At 38.0% G+C, this 16995-nt stretch carries 19 protein-coding genes; 14 read left to right on the top strand and 5 right to left on the bottom strand.

What is annotated here, in order from left to right; translation table 11 throughout:
- Positions 1-51: 51 nt before the first annotated feature.
- The 6 genes from AC6H0J_RS08520 (at position 52) to miaB (ending at position 5740) form a co-directional block, all read left to right on the top strand.
- Complete coding sequence (locus AC6H0J_RS08520) at positions 52-912, top strand: septal ring lytic transglycosylase RlpA family protein (protein WP_497513515.1); 861 nt, start codon at positions 52-54, stop codon at positions 910-912.
- Between the two features lie 15 nt (positions 913-927).
- Complete coding sequence (locus tag AC6H0J_RS08515; protein ID WP_005628763.1) at positions 928-2109, top strand: D-alanyl-D-alanine carboxypeptidase family protein; 1182 nt, start codon at positions 928-930, stop codon at positions 2107-2109.
- 103 nt (positions 2110-2212) lie between these two features.
- Complete coding sequence (gene ybeD, locus AC6H0J_RS08510) at positions 2213-2491, top strand: DUF493 family protein YbeD (protein ID WP_006995721.1); 279 nt, start codon at positions 2213-2215, stop codon at positions 2489-2491.
- A gap of 1 nt (position 2492) precedes the next feature.
- Positions 2493-3131 (top strand): lipoyl(octanoyl) transferase LipB, encoded by a 639-nt coding sequence (gene lipB, locus AC6H0J_RS08505; RefSeq protein ID WP_005628757.1) that lies wholly within the window; start codon positions 2493-2495, stop codon positions 3129-3131.
- Between the two features lie 51 nt (positions 3132-3182).
- Complete coding sequence (gene lipA / locus AC6H0J_RS08500; RefSeq protein WP_005628755.1) at positions 3183-4145, top strand: lipoyl synthase; 963 nt, start codon at positions 3183-3185, stop codon at positions 4143-4145.
- Positions 4146-4315: 170 nt separating this feature from the next.
- Positions 4316-5740, top strand: coding sequence for a tRNA (N6-isopentenyl adenosine(37)-C2)-methylthiotransferase MiaB (gene miaB / locus AC6H0J_RS08495; RefSeq protein ID WP_005628752.1), 1425 nt, complete (start codon positions 4316-4318; stop codon positions 5738-5740).
- Between the two features lie 71 nt (positions 5741-5811).
- On the opposite strand, the gene ung is transcribed toward miaB, so the two are convergent.
- Entirely contained in the window at positions 5812-6471 is a 660-nt protein-coding gene (gene ung, locus AC6H0J_RS08490; RefSeq protein WP_005628749.1) for a uracil-DNA glycosylase, read from the bottom strand.
- A gap of 267 nt (positions 6472-6738) precedes the next feature.
- Between ung and grcA the strand changes: the two genes are divergently transcribed.
- From grcA to era, 5 genes are all read left to right on the top strand, one after another.
- The gene (grcA, locus tag AC6H0J_RS08485) at positions 6739-7122 is read left to right on the top strand and encodes an autonomous glycyl radical cofactor GrcA (RefSeq protein WP_005628746.1); all 384 of its coding nucleotides are present in this window, start codon (positions 6739-6741) and stop codon (positions 7120-7122) included.
- 168 nt (positions 7123-7290) lie between these two features.
- The gene (gene lepA, locus AC6H0J_RS08480; protein ID WP_118817403.1) at positions 7291-9087 is read left to right on the top strand and encodes a translation elongation factor 4; all 1797 of its coding nucleotides are present in this window, start codon (positions 7291-7293) and stop codon (positions 9085-9087) included.
- An 8-nt stretch (positions 9088-9095) separates the two neighbouring features.
- Complete coding sequence (gene lepB / locus AC6H0J_RS08475) at positions 9096-10145, top strand: signal peptidase I (protein ID WP_118817404.1); 1050 nt, start codon at positions 9096-9098, stop codon at positions 10143-10145.
- A 1-nt stretch (position 10146) separates the two neighbouring features.
- Positions 10147-10830, top strand: coding sequence for a ribonuclease III (gene rnc / locus AC6H0J_RS08470; RefSeq protein WP_497513511.1), 684 nt, complete (start codon positions 10147-10149; stop codon positions 10828-10830).
- A complete protein-coding gene (gene era / locus AC6H0J_RS08465; protein ID WP_118817405.1) occupies positions 10827-11735 on the top strand; it encodes a GTPase Era in 909 nt (302 codons plus the stop codon). The genes rnc and era overlap by 4 nt, the downstream gene beginning before the upstream one ends.
- A 66-nt stretch (positions 11736-11801) precedes the next feature.
- Here era and rsmC read toward each other — a convergent pair whose 3' ends face one another.
- A complete protein-coding gene (gene rsmC, locus AC6H0J_RS08460) occupies positions 11802-12794 on the bottom strand; it encodes a 16S rRNA (guanine(1207)-N(2))-methyltransferase RsmC (protein ID WP_118817406.1) in 993 nt (330 codons plus the stop codon).
- A 94-nt stretch (positions 12795-12888) separates the two neighbouring features.
- Between rsmC and AC6H0J_RS08455 the strand changes: the two genes are divergently transcribed.
- From AC6H0J_RS08455 to rimI, 3 genes are read left to right on the top strand one after another with little or no spacing between them, the layout of a single operon-like run.
- Positions 12889-13476, top strand: coding sequence for a YdgH/BhsA/McbA family protein (locus AC6H0J_RS08455; protein ID WP_118817407.1), 588 nt, complete (start codon positions 12889-12891; stop codon positions 13474-13476).
- Between the two features lies 1 nt (position 13477).
- Positions 13478-13882, top strand: a complete 405-nt coding sequence (holD, locus tag AC6H0J_RS08450) for a DNA polymerase III subunit psi (protein ID WP_118817408.1) — start codon at positions 13478-13480, stop codon at positions 13880-13882.
- A 2-nt stretch (positions 13883-13884) separates the two neighbouring features.
- Positions 13885-14325, top strand: a complete 441-nt coding sequence (gene rimI, locus AC6H0J_RS08445; RefSeq protein ID WP_118817409.1) for a ribosomal protein S18-alanine N-acetyltransferase — start codon at positions 13885-13887, stop codon at positions 14323-14325.
- A 45-nt stretch (positions 14326-14370) separates the two neighbouring features.
- Here rimI and fdhE read toward each other — a convergent pair whose 3' ends face one another.
- The 3 genes from fdhE to fdxH all read right to left on the bottom strand — a co-directional run bounded on the left by fdhE (position 14371) and on the right by fdxH (position 16994).
- Positions 14371-15279, bottom strand: coding sequence for a formate dehydrogenase accessory protein FdhE (fdhE, locus tag AC6H0J_RS08440; protein WP_118817410.1), 909 nt, complete (start codon positions 15277-15279; stop codon positions 14371-14373).
- 73 nt (positions 15280-15352) lie between these two features.
- The gene (locus AC6H0J_RS08435) at positions 15353-16069 is read right to left on the bottom strand and encodes a formate dehydrogenase subunit gamma (RefSeq protein ID WP_005628717.1); all 717 of its coding nucleotides are present in this window, start codon (positions 16067-16069) and stop codon (positions 15353-15355) included.
- Complete coding sequence (fdxH, locus tag AC6H0J_RS08430; RefSeq protein WP_118817411.1) at positions 16062-16994, bottom strand: formate dehydrogenase subunit beta; 933 nt, start codon at positions 16992-16994, stop codon at positions 16062-16064. Before fdxH ends, AC6H0J_RS08435 begins: the two co-directional genes overlap by 8 nt.
- Position 16995: the final 1 nt, after the last annotated feature.

Below are 16995 nucleotides of genomic sequence, written 5' to 3'. Positions count from 1 at the left end.
TTCATTTTTACTTTTCTTAAAAGGGTAAATAAATGAAAATAGTCAACGCTTATGAAATTAAAAACATTATTAAATCTGACCGCATTTGCTTTGTTTGCTATAATTACTAGCTTTTCAGTACATGCAGACACTCACAAAATGTATGGTATCCAAGGGGATAAACTTTCGATTATAACCAAAGTACCTGCCCCTAGTACTTATTCCGTTAAAGGGCAAACTTATACGACAAAAACTGAAGATGATGCTAAATCCTATGCGAAAGAAGGGATGGCTAGTTACTATCATCTCAAATTTAATGGGCGTAGAACTGCAAGTGGTGATGTTTATAATTCAACACAATTTACTGCGGCACATAAAACATTGCCAATAAATTCTTATGCTTTGGTGACTAATTTACATAACAACCGTAAAGTTATAGTACGTATTAATGATCGTGGGCCTTTTAGTGATAAACGTTTAATTGATCTTTCTCATGCGGCGGCGAAAGAAATAGGATTAATTTCTCGCGGTATGGGGCATGTTAGAATTGAGGCGTTGCATGTTGCCAAAAATGGGAGTTTATCGGGCGCTGCGACAAGAACGTTGGCTAAGCATGCGAAAACTAAAGAAGCAGCTGATCGTTTAGTAAAATTTACTGCATCTTCTAATAAGTCGTTTAAGATGGTAAATGAAAAAAAAGGAAATGACGTTTATCGTTTGAAAATGCTTGAAGTTACCTCTCGTAGCCAAGCTGATAAGTTAATTACACAACTCGCATTAGATAATATTCAAGCCGAAGTAAATCGTTCAGGCAATAAATACGAAATTCACATTGGGCCTTTTGATAACGAAACACAAATGTCACAAGTGAGAACCAAATTACAAAAAATGGCAGTCAATAAGCCATTAATTGTTTACACATATAAAAATTAATTGTAGGAATACACTATGTTGAAAAGAACAACAAAAATCGCATTTTTATCAAGTTTTGTGGCACTTAGTGCTTTTTCGGTATCTGCAGAGGATATGCAGTTTGGCGTAACTCCGCCACAAATTACTGCTCAAACGTATGTATTGATGGATTACAATTCTGGCGCAATTTTGGCCGCACTTAATCCTGACGAGCGTCAATATCCCGCATCTTTAACTAAAATGATGACAAGTTATGTGGTAGGGAGTGCTTTAAAACAGGGTAAAATTCACAATACCGATATGGTAACCATTGGTGAGAGTGCATGGGGGCGTAATTTCCCAGACTCATCAAAAATGTTTTTAGATTTAAATACACAAGTATCTGTAGCAGATTTGAATCGTGGTGTGATTGTTGTATCCGGTAATGACGCAACAGTGGCATTGGCTGAACATATCTCTGGCAATGTACCGAACTTTGTAGAAACAATGAATAAATATGTTCAACAATTTGGTTTGAAAAATACAAATTTCACCACGCCGCATGGTTTAGACGATCCTAATCAATATTCTTCCGCGCGTGATATGGCGCTTATTGGTGCGCATATTATTCGTGATTTACCTGAAGAATATAAAATTTACTCAGAAAAAGATTTTACATTTAACAAAATCAAACAACCTAACCGTAATGGACTATTATGGGATAAAACGATTAATGTTGATGGAATGAAAACAGGTCATACTAGCCAAGCTGGATATAACTTAGTTGCTTCAGCGACTACACCAAATAATATGCGTTTAATTTCTGTAGTAATGGGTGTCCCAACTTACAAAGGTCGTGAAGTAGAAAGTAAAAAACTTTTACAATGGGGTTTTGCTAATTTCGAAACATTTAAAACTTTAGAGGCTGGCAAAGAAATTTCAGAGCAACCTGTTTATTACGGTAATAAAGATAGTGTGAAATTAGGCACATTACAAGATAGCTTTATCACAGTTCCGAAAGGCAAACAAAATGAGCTGAAAGCTCGCTATGAGTTAGAAAGTAAAAACTTACAAGCGCCTTTAGCAAAAGGCCAAGTCGTAGGTAAAGTCATTTATCAATTAGAAGGTAAAGATATTGCAGCGGTAAACTTACAAGTGATGGATGAAGTGGGCGAAGCTGGTATTTTCGGAAAAGCTTGGGATTGGCTCGTGCTCACTGTAAAAGGCTTATTTGCATAAAATATGCCAGCAACTTACCGCACTTTTTTCATTTTTAACTGAGGCATTCGTAATGTGTGGGTGGTGTACCATCCACACATCATTTTTATTATTGGGAAATAATATGACAACAGAAAACGATTACGCAAAACTTAAAGAATTAATGGAATTTCCAGCAAAAATGACATTTAAAGTTGCTGGAATTAATCGCGAGGGGTTAGCGCAAGATCTAATTCAAGTCGTTCAAAAATATATTAAAGGTGATTATATTCCTAAGGAAAAACGGAGTAGTAAAGGTACCTACAATTCGGTTTCAATCGACATTATTGCTGAAAACTTTGAGCAGGTAGAAACACTTTATAAAGAACTTGCTAAAGTTGAAGGCGTAAAAATGGTTATCTAGTATGAATAATTCCCTTATCGTTCGCCAGTTAGGGTTGCAAGATTATCAAGAAATTTGGCATAAAATGCAGAATTTCACAGATAGTCGCACCGCGGAAACGCAAGACGAAATTTGGTTGGTGCAACATCCTCCTGTATTTACCCAAGGGCAAGCAGGTAAACCTGAGCATCTTTTACAGCGTAGTGAAATACCTGTGGTGCAGTCGGATCGTGGTGGGCAAATAACCTATCATGCACCCGGTCAGCAAGTGATGTATGTGCTCATTGATATTAAGCGTCATGAGAATTTAAATGTGCGTCAATTAGTTACCGCACTTGAGCAAACGGTGGTAAAAACCTTAGCTGAATATGGTATTGAAAGTTATCCAAAACCTGATGCACCAGGCGTGTATGTGGATGGAAAAAAGATTTGTTCTCTTGGACTGCGTATTCGTCGTGGGTGCTCTTTTCACGGGTTAGCATTGAATATCAATATGGATCTGAATCCATTTCATTATATTAACCCATGCGGCTATGCTGGTCTTGAAATGTGTCAAGTAGCGGATTTTGTTAATCAAGATGAAGCTAATTGCGATAAGGTTTCACCAAAATTAATTAAACACTTTGCCGAGCTTTTAGGCTATAATGTAACAAATTTGTAATATTTAATGATCAAAAATGCCCTATTTGGGCATTTTTATTTAGGAACGCTTATGTCAACGCCTTTCAAAATGGAACGTGGTGTAAAATATCGCGATGCGGCAAAAACGTCGATTATTCCAGTAAAAAATATTGATCCAAACCAAGAGCTATTGAAAAAGCCAGAATGGATGAAAATTAAACTTCCGGCAAATTCACTTAAAATTGAAAGCATCAAAAATGGAATGCGTCGTCATGGTTTACATTCCGTTTGTGAAGAAGCATCTTGTCCAAATTTACACGAATGTTTTAATCATGGAACAGCAACTTTTATGATTTTAGGCGCAATTTGCACGCGCCGTTGCCCGTTCTGTGATGTTGCACATGGGAAACCATTACCGCCCGATCCTGAAGAACCACAAAAATTAGCTGAAACTATCCAAGATATGAAACTTAAATATGTGGTGATTACATCGGTGGATCGTGATGATTTGCCTGATCGTGGCGCAGGTCATTTTGCAGAATGTGTAAAAGCTGTGCGTGAACTTAATCCTAACATTAAGATTGAGATTTTAGTGCCTGATTTCCGTGGTCGCATTACACAGGCATTGGAAAAATTAAAAGATAATCCGCCAGATGTCTTTAACCATAATTTAGAAAACGTGCCGCGCCTATACAAAGAGATTCGCCCAGGGGCAGATTACGAATGGTCACTTAAATTATTGCGTGAATTTAAAGAAATGTTCCCGAATATCCCAACTAAATCTGGTTTAATGGTGGGATTAGGTGAAACTAATGAAGAGATTTTACAAGTCATGCAAGATTTACGTGATAACGGTGTGACAATGCTCACGTTGGGGCAATATCTTCAACCTAGCCGCCATCATTTGCCAGTTGCGCGTTATGTTCCGCCAGCTGAATTTGATGAATTCCGTGAGAAAGCCAATGAAATGGGCTTTGAACATGCGGCTTGTGGACCATTTGTTCGCTCTTCTTATCACGCTGATTTACAAGCCAGTGGCGGATTAGTGAAATAATTAAAAATTGCGCTGAATTAAACCGCACTTTTAGCATGTCACAAAAGTGCGGTTTATTTTTGATGTTTTGTTTCACCGAATATTTACTAGCCAGAATTATTGCAAGCCTGTAAAATAGCCGACCGCTTTATTCGACTAATTATTTATAACACCTGACGATATTGTAGAAAATGACTCAAAAATTACATATTAAAACTTGGGGCTGCCAGATGAACGAATACGATTCATCTAAAATGGCAGATCTTTTATTAAGTACTCATGGATTAGAACTTACCGAAATTCCTGAAGAAGCAGACGTATTATTATTGAATACCTGTTCTATTCGTGAAAAAGCACAAGAAAAAGTGTTCCACCAACTTGGTCGTTGGAAAGAGTTAAAGAAAAATAAGCCAAATTTAGTGATTGGTGTGGGCGGCTGTGTGGCCTCTCAAGAAGGGGAACATATTCGCCATCGTGCACCTTATGTAGATATTATTTTTGGTCCACAAACTTTGCACCGCCTGCCTGAAATGATTAACCAAATTCGTGGTGGTAAGAGTTCTGTTGTAGATGTAAGTTTCCCTGAAATTGAGAAATTTGACCGCTTACCTGAACCTCGTGCAGAAGGTCCAACAGCATTTGTTTCGATTATGGAAGGCTGTAATAAATACTGTACTTTCTGTGTTGTACCTTATACACGTGGTGAAGAAGTTAGCCGTCCTGTGGATGACGTGCTATTTGAAATTGCGCAGCTTGCGGATCAAGGTGTGCGTGAGGTCAACCTACTTGGTCAAAATGTAAATGCTTATCGTGGTCCGACACATGATGGTCAAATTTGTAGCTTTGCTGAGTTGCTTCGTCTCGTGGCGTCTATCGATGGTATTGACCGTTTACGTTTTACAACCAGTCATCCAATAGAATTTACGGATGATATTATTGACGTATATCGTGATACGCCTGAATTGGTGAGTTTCTTGCATCTTCCAGTCCAAGCGGGTTCTGACCGTGTATTAACGATGATGAAACGAGGTCATACAGCATTAGAATATAAATCTATTATTCGTAAACTTCGTGCTGTGCGTCCTGATATTCAAATCAGCTCAGACTTTATTGTTGGTTTCCCGGGGGAAACTGCGGAAGATTTTGAGCAAACTATGAATTTGATTGCACAAGTGAACTTTGATATGAGCTTCAGTTTTGTGTACTCAGCCCGACCAGGTACGCCTGCTGCAGATATGCCAGATGATGTAACGGAAGATGAAAAGAAACAACGTCTTTATGTGTTACAAGAGCGTATTAATCAACAAGCTGCACAGTTTAGCCGTCGCATGCTTGGCACAGAACAACGCGTGCTAGTTGAAGGGCCGTCGAAGAAAGACATTATGGAATTGACGGGACGTACTGAAACGAATCGTATTGTCAATTTCCAAGGTTCTCCGGAGATGATTGGTAAATTTGTGGATGTGAAAATCACTGATGTTTATACCAATTCTCTACGCGGTGAAGTGGTGCGTACAGAAGATGAAATGGGATTACGTATTGCGCAATCTCCACAAGAAGTGATGAATCGCACACGTAAAGAAGATGAATTAGGTGTAGGGCGTTATCACGGCTAATTGAAATCTTGAAATATTTAACCGCACTTTGAGAAATTAAAGTGCGGTTATTTTTTTAGGGATATATGGTTTTAGATTTGCCAATCTATCGGTTTTATTCCGTGGCTTTCCAAATATGAATTTGTTTTGGAAAAATGATGACAGCCAAAGAAACCTCGATGAGCTGAAAGTGGGGAAGGATGTGGAGCCGTTAAAACAAGATGACGAGTGCGGTCAATAATTTGCCCTTTTTTTTGTGCGAGACTGCCCCAAAGTAAAAACACGAGTTTTTCACGATGTTCATTAAGCGCTGTAATAACACGATCCGTAAACGTTTCCCAGCCGAAATTAGCATGTGAATGTGCTATGCCACGTTCTACGGTAAGCACAGTGTTGAGCAGCAATACCCCTTGTTCTGCCCATTTGACTAAATAACCATGTGATGGCATTTGGAATCCCGAAATATCTTGTGTAAGCTCTTTATACATATTTACTAGGGAAGGGGGAATGGCGACTTTAGGTTTTACTGAAAAAGCCAATCCATGAGCTTGGTTTGGTCCATGATAAGGATCCTGTCCTAAAATCACCACCTTTACATCTTCAAAAGCGGTATATTTGAATGCATTAAATACATCTTCTTGTGGTGGATAAATCGTTTTCCCGCTTGCTCTTGCAAGATGAACCTGTTGTAGTGCGTGTTGAAAGTAAGGTTGTTCTTTTTCTTTTCCGATAACATCTGTCCAGGTTTTCATTATTTTGATCCTATTAATAAGTTTGCTCTTATTATAAACAAAAAGATTAAGGCAATAAAAAGTTTAAAGGTTAAATTAATGTTAAATTATTTGGGGGGATCGTGATTTAAATAAGTAAAGTTTAATTTAGATCAAGTTTGTAAAATTGTCTTAAAAAGATAACCTGTTCTTTATCAAAAAAAATCCAAAATAATTTGAAATCTTCAAATTATTTGATAAAATTTGTACAGTTTTTATGATTATTCCAATGCTAATTAGGAGGCTATTATGATTAAAGGTATTCAAATTACTCAAGCGGCAAATGACAATTTGCTTAATTCATTCTGGTTATTAGACAGCGAAAAAAATGAAGCGCGTTGCTTATGTGCAAAAGGCGAATTCGCTGAAGACCAAGTTGTTGCAGTTAGCGAATTAGGTCAAATCGAATACCGTGAATTACCGGTAAACGTAGCGCCAACTGTTAAAGTTGAAGGTGGTCAACACTTAAACGTAAACGTATTACGTCGTGAAACTTTAGAAGATGCGGTAAACAATCCAGATAAATATCCACAATTAACTATCCGTGTTTCTGGTTACGCAGTACGTTTCAACTCTTTAACACCAGAACAACAACGCGACGTTATTACTCGTACTTTCACTGAAAGCCTATAATTTCAGTTTGAGTGAAAAAAGAAACCCCGAAGTAATTCGGGGTTTTGTTTTATCTAAAAGGTTAAAAAATTTGACCGCACTTTTCCCTTTCATCCCTAGCGATTTCCGCACTTTTCAGGTACAATCCGCCAGTTAAATTTATTGATTTTTTGAGAAAAACTATCTTTTATGAAGAATATTCGCAACTTTTCTATTATTGCCCATATTGACCACGGTAAATCGACGCTTTCTGACCGTTTGATTCAAACTTGTGGTGGCCTTTCGGATCGTGAAATGGAAGCGCAAGTGCTAGATTCAATGGATCTTGAGCGTGAGCGCGGAATTACCATCAAAGCACAAAGTGTTACTTTAAATTATAAAGCCAAAGATGGCGAAACTTATCAATTAAATTTTATCGATACACCAGGACATGTGGACTTTTCCTATGAGGTGTCTCGCTCTCTTGCTGCTTGTGAAGGGGCTTTGTTGGTGGTTGATGCTGGTCAAGGGGTAGAAGCTCAAACCTTGGCAAACTGTTATACCGCAATTGAAATGGATTTAGAAGTAGTACCGATTTTAAACAAAATTGACTTACCAGCCGCGGATCCTGAACGTGTTGCAGAAGAAATTGAAGACATCGTGGGTATTGATGCGATGGAAGCGGTACGTTGTTCAGCTAAAACCGGTGTGGGTATCGAAGATGTATTAGAAGAAATTGTTGCGAAAATTCCCGCTCCAGAAGGTGATCCTGATGCACCGTTACAAGCATTGATTATTGATTCTTGGTTCGATAATTATTTGGGCGTGGTGTCTTTAGTGCGTATTAAAAATGGGGTATTACGTAAAGGCGATAAAATTAAAGTGATGTCTACCGGACAAGCTTACAATGTAGATCGTTTAGGGATTTTCACGCCAAAACAAGAAGATACTACCGTTTTAGAATGCGGTGAAGTTGGTTGGGTAGTTTGTGCGATTAAAGATATTTTAGGTGCGCCAGTTGGGGATACTTTAACGCTTCAACATAATCCAGCAAGTGAAGTTTTACCAGGCTTTAAAAAAGTAAAACCGCAAGTGTATGCAGGTCTTTTCCCAGTTAGTTCAGATGATTATGAAGCATTTCGTGATGCACTGGGTAAGTTGAGCTTAAATGATGCTTCACTTTTCTATGAGCCGGAAACTTCAACCGCACTTGGCTTTGGTTTCCGCTGTGGTTTCCTTGGTCTTTTACACATGGAAATCATTCAAGAGCGTCTAGAGCGTGAGTATGATTTAGATCTCATTACTACTGCGCCAACGGTTATTTACGAAGTGCAATTAACGAATGGTGATGTTGTTTACGTCGATAGCCCATCGAAATTGCCTCCGCTTAATAATATTGCTGAAATCCGTGAACCGATTGCTGAATGCAATATGTTAGTGCCGCAAGAATATTTAGGTAACGTCATTACACTTTGTGTGGAAAAACGTGGCGTACAAACCAATATGGTATATCACGGTAATCAAATTGCGCTGACTTATGAGATTCCAATGGGCGAAGTTGTTCTAGACTTCTTTGACCGTTTAAAATCGACATCGCGTGGTTATGCTTCGTTAGATTACGGTTTCAAACGTTTCCAAGCTGCAGATATGGTTCGCGTGGATATTATGATTAACAGCGAACGAGTAGATGCTTTGGCTTTAATCGTTCATAAAGATAATTCACAATATCGTGGTCGTGAATTGGTTGAAAAAATGCGTGAGTTAATTCCTCGTCAGCAATTTGATATTGCTATTCAAGCCGCGATTGGAAACCATATTATTGCTCGTTCTACGGTGAAACAATTACGTAAGAATGTATTGGCAAAATGTTATGGTGGTGACGTGAGCCGTAAGAAAAAACTCTTACAGAAACAGAAAGAAGGTAAAAAACGTATGAAGTCTTTAGGTAACGTAGAAGTACCACAAGAAGCGTTTTTAGCAATTTTACATGTAGGAAAAGATAAATAAGGGAAATTATGTCAAATTTATTTTTTGTGATTTTACTGGCTGTTGGTTTTGGTGTTTGGAAAGTTTTAGATTATTTTCAATTACCAAACACATTTAGTATTGTATTGCTAATTTTGACCGCACTTTCAGGCGTATTATGGTGCTACCATTATTTTGTGGTAACGCCAAAGCGTAATCGTAAAATTGCACGTGCTGAACAGCGTTCAGGTCAAGTATTAACTAACGAAGAAAAAGCAAAAATTGAACCGATTTCCGAAGCCTCTGAGTTTTTATCATCTCTTTTTCCGGTGCTTTCTGTCGTATTCTTAGTACGCTCTTTTTTATTTGAACCATTTCAAATTCCATCTGGTTCAATGGAATCGACCTTACGAGTTGGTGACTTTTTGGTCGTGAACAAATATGCTTATGGTGTGAAAGATCCGATTTTCCAAAACACCATTATTGAGGGCGAAAAACCACAACGTGGCGATGTGATTGTGTTTAAAGCACCACAACAAGCTTTAATTCGTACTGGTCTTGGGGCAACGCGAGCGGCTTTTGCAGAAAATCTAGCGTTAAGTTCAAAAGATAATATGTCTGGTGTCGATTATATTAAGCGTATTATTGGAAAGGGCGGAGATCGCATAATTTTTGATGCGGAACAAAAAACGCTAAAAGTGGTATATGGCAAAGAAGGTAAAGCTTGTGAGGTTGATTGCGAAACCAAGGCGTTTGAATATACACAAAATCCAACAAATCCTGCTTTTCCGAATGAATTAGAATTGACTGAAAAAGGCGATGTAACACATAACGTGCTAATTAGTGAATATCGTCGTTATTCAGGTCCTGAATTTTTCCCACAAGAAGGTATGCAAACTGCAGAATGGCTTGTGCCAGAAGGACAGTATTTTGTGATGGGAGATCACCGCGATCACAGTGATGATAGCCGTTTCTGGGGCTTTGTTCCTGAAAAAAATATTGTGGGTAAAGCCACTTATATTTGGATGAGCTTAGAAAAAGAAGCGAATGAGTGGCCGACAGGTTTCCGTTTTGATCGTTTCTTTACAGCAATAAAATAAGATGAATCATTTAGATCGACTTGAGTGTAAAATCGGCTATCGTTTTAATGATATTGCGCTCTTAAAGCAGGCACTTACGCATCGAAGTGCGGCGACTCAACATAATGAACGCCTAGAGTTTCTAGGAGATTCTATTCTTAATTTCACTATCGCTGAGGCGCTTTATCATCAGTTTCCACGTTGTAATGAAGGTGAATTGAGCCGTATGCGTGCTACTTTGGTGAGAGAACCCACTTTAGCGATTTTAGCGCGTCAATTTGAATTGGGCGATTATATGTCTCTTGGTTCTGGTGAGCTAAAGAGCGGTGGTTTTCGCCGCGAATCTATTCTTGCCGATTGTGTAGAAGCGATTATTGGCGCAATGTCTTTGGATCAAGGATTAGCCGTGACGACTCAAGTGATTCGAAATTGGTATCAACAATTATTGGCTGAAATCAAACCAGGTGATAACCAAAAAGATGCGAAAACTCGTTTGCAAGAATATTTACAAGGTAAACATCTGCCATTGCCAACTTATGAAGTGGTCAATATTCAAGGGGAAGCCCATTGCCAAATTTTCACTGTTGAATGCAAAGTGAAAAGTGCGGATAAAATTGACCGCACTTTTGTGGCAAAAGGATCTAGCCGTCGTAAAGCTGAACAAGCGGCAGCAGAACAAATTTTAAAAGAACTGGACATCAAATGACCGAACAATTCGACAAAACCTATTGCGGCTTTATTGCTATCGTAGGTCGCCCAAATGTGGGTAAATCAACACTCTTAAATAAAATTTTAGGACAAAAAATTTCAATTACATCGCGTAAAGCACAAACCACGCGTCACCGTATTGTTGGGATTAAAACTGAAGAGGCATATCAAGAAATCTATGTGGATACTCCGGGACTTCATATTGAAGAGAAGCGTGCGATTAACCGTTTAATGAATCGTGCAGCAAGTAGTGCTATCGGCGATGTTGATTTAATTATTTTTGTCGTAGATGGTACATACTGGAATGCAGATGATGAGATGGTGCTAAACAAATTACGCAATGTAAAAGCACCCGTTGTGTTAGCTATTAACAAAGTAGATAACATTAAAAATAAAGATGATTTATTGCCGTTTATTACAGAACTTAGCAGTAAATTTAATTTTGCTCACATTGTACCAATTTCTGCACAGCGTGGTAATAATGTTCATGAGTTAGAGAAAATTGTACGCCAATCTTTACGTGAAGGTGTGCATCATTTTCCAGAAGATTATGTCACAGACCGTTCGCAACGTTTCATGGCCTCGGAAATAATCCGTGAAAAATTAATGCGTTTTACGGGTGAAGAATTACCTTATTCTGTTACTGTTGAAATTGAACAGTTCAAAGTGAATGAACGTGGCACTTATGAAATAAATGGCTTAATTCTCGTTGAACGTGAAGGTCAGAAAAAAATGGTAATTGGTGCGGGCGGTCAAAAAATTAAAACTATTGGTATGGAAGCGCGTGCTGATATGGAACGTTTATTTGATAACAAAGTTCACCTCGAACTTTGGGTTAAGGTCAAATCTGGTTGGGCCGATGATGAACGTGCACTGCGTAGTTTAGGATATATGGATGAATAAAGTGCGGTGAAATCCATAAGCAATAAATAGAAAAATCCCCATTATTGTAGTGGGGATTTTTTGTTTCTAATTTTTCACTGAATACACTTTAAATTTTCCTGTTTGAGCAAGAATTTCGTAATCACCGAAATGTTGTCTAAGTAATTCGGGATAAGGCAAAAATGAATTGGCGACAATGCGTAATTCTCCACCTTGATTGAGGTGCCATTTTGCTTGAGTGATGAGTTCTGTCACAGCTCGATAGGCAGTATCAATACCATCATGGAATGGTGGATTCGAAATAATTAAATCAAATTTTCCTTCTATATCAGAAAAGACATCACTGGCGTAAACTTCGCCTTGTAATTTATTTTCAGAAAGTGTTTTACGCGCTGATTCTAACGCCATCGCATGAATATCAGTCATGGTAATTTGTGTGTTAGGAGAGCGTTTTTTGATCATAGATCCAATTACTCCCGCCCCACAGCCAAGATCGAGCACTTTTCCTTTTATTTTATTATCAATAGTTGAAAGTAACAGTTCTGTGCCCGTATCTAATTCCGCTGCACTAAATACACCAGGTAAACTATATATAGTTAAGTCTTGTATCGTAGGATGTTGGTAGGTTTTCCAGAAATTTTTAAGTTCAAAGTGCGGTTTGTTTTGTAGTGAAAAATGATATAACCCACAACGACGAGCAGAGTCAATTTTTGCTATTTCACCATAGGGTTCTAATGTTTTTTCGACTGAACGCACGCCACAACGGTTTTCTCCAATAATTAATATTTCTTGGCCAATAGGCGCCTGAGCTAATAGTTGAAGTAGTTGGAAATTGACTTCTTGTTTGTTTTTACTCCAATAATAAACGATTAAATCAGTTTGACCTTGAAATTCAACGGAAAAATTGACCGCATTTTGTGTTCTTGCATAGTCAAAATAGCAACTCCAAATTTGGATTGATTGGCATTTAGAGGCTAATGTTTGAGGAAAATTATCAGAAATACCGCCAGCAAATAATACTGATTTTCCATCAAAAAATGAAAGATGTCGTTCTAAAACTTGGCTTTCTAGAGAAATCACGCTTTGAATCCTGTGGGTTATTAGTTAAAATTACGCGCTATTTTAGCAAAATTATTAATAAAAATTGATTAAAACTATTTTAGGAAAATCCTTTATGAAAAAAATTCTCTCTGCAACCTTAATGGCAACGTTACTATCTGGATGTCAAGTTCTTGACCTTGTTCAAGGTACGCCTCAAAAGGTATCTAAAGTATCAAAGCCGGTATTAACGCCTGCTCAAACTGAAGTATTACAAAAATTAGATGCACAGTTTCAGCGTATTTCAGCTAAAGGTATCGAAATTGAATTCAATGGTGAGAAATATGTGAAACAAACACAAGCGGTAAAAGGTGATGATCCTCGTTTTGTGAGTTTGGCATTAAGTAAAAATAGTGAGGCACGTAAAGCTGTGTTAAGTGATACATTCTATTTAACTGATGTTTCTCATGAGAAAGCTATTACGGAACGTTATTTTGCAAAAAATAAAGAGACCTGTCAGTTACAAGCTGTGAAATCAGATATTCATGATTATTATGCTTGTGCCAGTGATAAATTTAAACGTTACGTTGCTTTAGTGCATAAAGATAAAAATATAATTGCTTATCGTAGTTATACCTCATATCAAGTGGAACCCACACAGGCTGAAGAACGTGCGATTATTAAGGCATTAGTCGATTATCCATTTGATAGTATTGCTCGTTAATATGAATAGACGCGATCTTCTTTTACAAGAAATGGGTATTTCTCAGTGGACGTTATATCGCCCAGAGGTGCTACAAGGTTCGGTAGGAATTAGTGTTGCTGAGAATATTCGCTTTATCACTGTTTCTGATGAAAATATAAGTGGCTCGCCTTTGTTAGCTGATGTGTTACTTAGCCTTGATCTTAAAAAAGAAGATTGCTTATGTTTGAATTACGATCAAATCCAGCATATCGAATGTAAGCAGCCTATTCGTTACTGGTTATTATCAGAAAATAGCGACAAAATTGACCGCACTTTATCATTTTGTATGCAGGCTGAGTGTGTTTATCGCTCGCCAAGTTGGCAACAATTTCAATTTAATCACCAAGCCAAACTCGAGTTGTGGCAACAAATTCAGCAGCCTTAATTATGTCTATTATTTCTCAAATTGAAGCCAGTGATTTCGACCGATTGTATGAAATCGAGCAGCAAGCACATCTTGTGCCTTGGTCATTTGGTACGTTAAAAAACAATCAAGGTGAGCGTTATCTCAATTTAAAATTAATAGAGAATAATCAGATTATTGGTTTTGCTATTTGCCAAACGGTATTGGATGAAGCGACTTTGTTTAATATTGCTATTGTACCGACTCATCAAGGTAATGGATTTGGGAAATTATTGTTGAATGAGTTAATCGCTAGGTTGAAAGAAAAAGGCGTACAGACCTTATGGCTAGAAGTTAGAGAGTCTAATCCTGCTCGTTTCTTGTATGAAAAAATTGGTTTTAATGAAGTCGATATTCGAAAAAATTATTATCCGAAACCCAGTGGTGGACGAGAAAATGCCGTAGTAATGGCCTGTTATTTATAGACATGAATGATATAGCCTAGGATGTTTATCCTAGGCTATATTTTTTTATGCTTCTTCTGCTGGAAAAACAAATGGATTTAATCCGCTGCGTGCGAAACCTTTTTCTTCCATTTCAATGTCTAAGAAAATAGAAGCCAAATCATCGGCTACTGGCTCTACATGAGGATCTTTTTCTTGGAACATGATTTTCAAGTAACTTTCACAGCTACCACAGGTTTCAGCACGAACAAGTGCAAGTTCTTCATCTAACGACCACATTTCAAGTTTGTCATGACTATTACAGTTGGTGCATTGTGCACGTACTAAATTCCATTCACTTTCACATAAATTACAATGTAAGTAGCGTAAACCTTGTGATGTACCAATTTGTACCATACTTGCCACAGGTAAAGAACCACAAACAGGGCAGTGATGTAAATTTTTGGCGTTTTCAACTCGGCTATTATGAGGAATTTGTTGAGCTGCTTGTAACCAATAAAGGGAAAGTGCGGCCCAAATAAAGACGGCTTTATCACTGCTGACTAAATTAAATTCTTGTGCTAATAGTTTATTTGCCATTTCTTCTAATTCAGCAGAGGATGCTTTTTCAAGAAATTCAATTGTTGAGGCGACTTGCTCATTAGCCTTTGGTTTAATCTCATAAAGAATTTCAGTTAAGTATTCACGCCAGATGCTGTTTCTTTTAAAGGTTTTCGCATTTAGTGGCTCGATATCATTTAGCTGTTCAAACTGTTGTGGCGGTAAAGGATTTTTTTCTAACGTGGAAAGTTGGCTTTCAACTATGTCTGCAGCAAATAATAAATAATCTGATAGTGGGTGATTTTGTGCTAAGTCTCTTAAACGTTTTGCTCTGCGTTGGTAAAGATTTTTAGGATTGGCAAATAATACAGCAGGTGTTTGGAAAGAATTCGCTGCTTGTTTGATTTCTGATTCTGATAAGATTTTGATACTCATGTTCTTTTCTCACTTTCATAATAAAAAGTGCGGTCAATTTTAACCGCACTTTTTTCTTTTTCAAGATTTCAGCTTATTTGCCAAATCCTTTAAATAATACTTTGGTTTTGCCTTTTTTACCTGATTGCTCGTTGAGTAAATCTTTTTCAAGCTCAGGTAAAATTTCTTCGCGATACCATTTCGGGTGGTGTTTTTTCGCCCAACGAACGGTTACCCAACCTTCTATGATTCCTCGAATTGAACCTTTAATCCAGAATGCCATATACATATGCACTAAGATACCAGTGAATAACATAAATGCACTCAAAGAATGGAGCAGAATCGAGAAACGCAATACTGGGATTGAGAAGTAGTGCGAAAAATATTGACGCCACATAATGATGCCAGTCACTAATAACGTTACCATCGCCAAATTTAATGTCCAGAAGAGCATTTTTTGACCAAGGTTATATTTGCCATTATCAGCAACCGCGTGTTCATTCCCTTTCAGAACTTCAACGACACCTTTTGCCCAGCGAATATCGTTTTTCTCTGGAATATTGTGATCCCAGTACAATAATGCCAAGTAGATGAAGGCAAAGAACATTAAAATCCCAGTGAATGGGTGAATTGCACGCGCAATTTGTGGTGTACCTAAAATTTCTGTTAACCATGCGAAATCAGGGAAGAAAAACGCAACACCAGTGAACATTGTCATAAAGAAACAAATTACCAACATCCAGTGACTGATACGCGCTGGTGTTCTATGGCGGACGATTCGAGTATCGTTGTTGATCTCAATTTTACTCATTGTTTTCCCCCTTAGATGATTTTTCTTCTTCAAATTCGTGGTGATGATCTTCCACATCTTCTTCAATATTAGGACCTACAGTTAAGTAGTGAGCGATTTCAGCTAATGCCAAGCCACCCATTGCAACTGCCGCTACTGGTTTCAATACATCTTTCCATAAGGTCACACTTAAATCAATTTGTGGATCTTTTGGAAGACCATTGTAAAGCTCTGGTTTATCAGCGTGATGTAACACATACATTACGTGTGTTCCGCCTACGCCTGGAGGATCGTAAAGTCCTGCATTTTCATAACCACGAGATTTTAAATCAGCTATGCGTTTTTCCGCGTAGAGTTTCATTTCTTCTTTAGAACCAAAACGAATCGCACCAGTTGGACAAGTTTTCACACATGCAGGCTCTTGACCTACAGAAACACGGTCCACACAAAGGGTACATTTGTACACACGGTTGTCATCTGGGTTCATACGTGGAATGTTGAATGGACAGCCAGCAATACAATAACCACATCCGATACACTTATCAGATTGGAAGTCGACGATACCGTTTTTGTATTGAATGATAGCACCTGGTGATGGACAGGCTTTTAAACAGCCTGGTTCAGCACAGTGCATACATCCATCTTTACGGATTAGCCATTCTAAACGATCGTTTTCCTCTACTTCGTTAAAACGCATCACAGTCCATGCTTTAGCATTTAGATCTACAGGGTTATCGTAAATACCATGACACTGCGCATTTACATCAGAGCGGATGTCATTCCACTCTGAGCAGCCTACTTGGCAAGCTTTACAACCGATACATGTACTGACATCGATTAATTTTGCCACTTCAACTTTATGATCACGCGCTTGTGGTGCAGGCGTTAAACCTGAAGTTGCGGAGATTTTAATAATATCTTGAGATTGTACATCCATTGCTCGCATA

The sequence above is a fragment of the Haemophilus sp. THUN1691 genome, from assembly GCF_059704425.1.
Note: the sequence above shows the minus strand (reverse complement) of the source record. Positions and strands in the feature narration are given on the sequence as shown.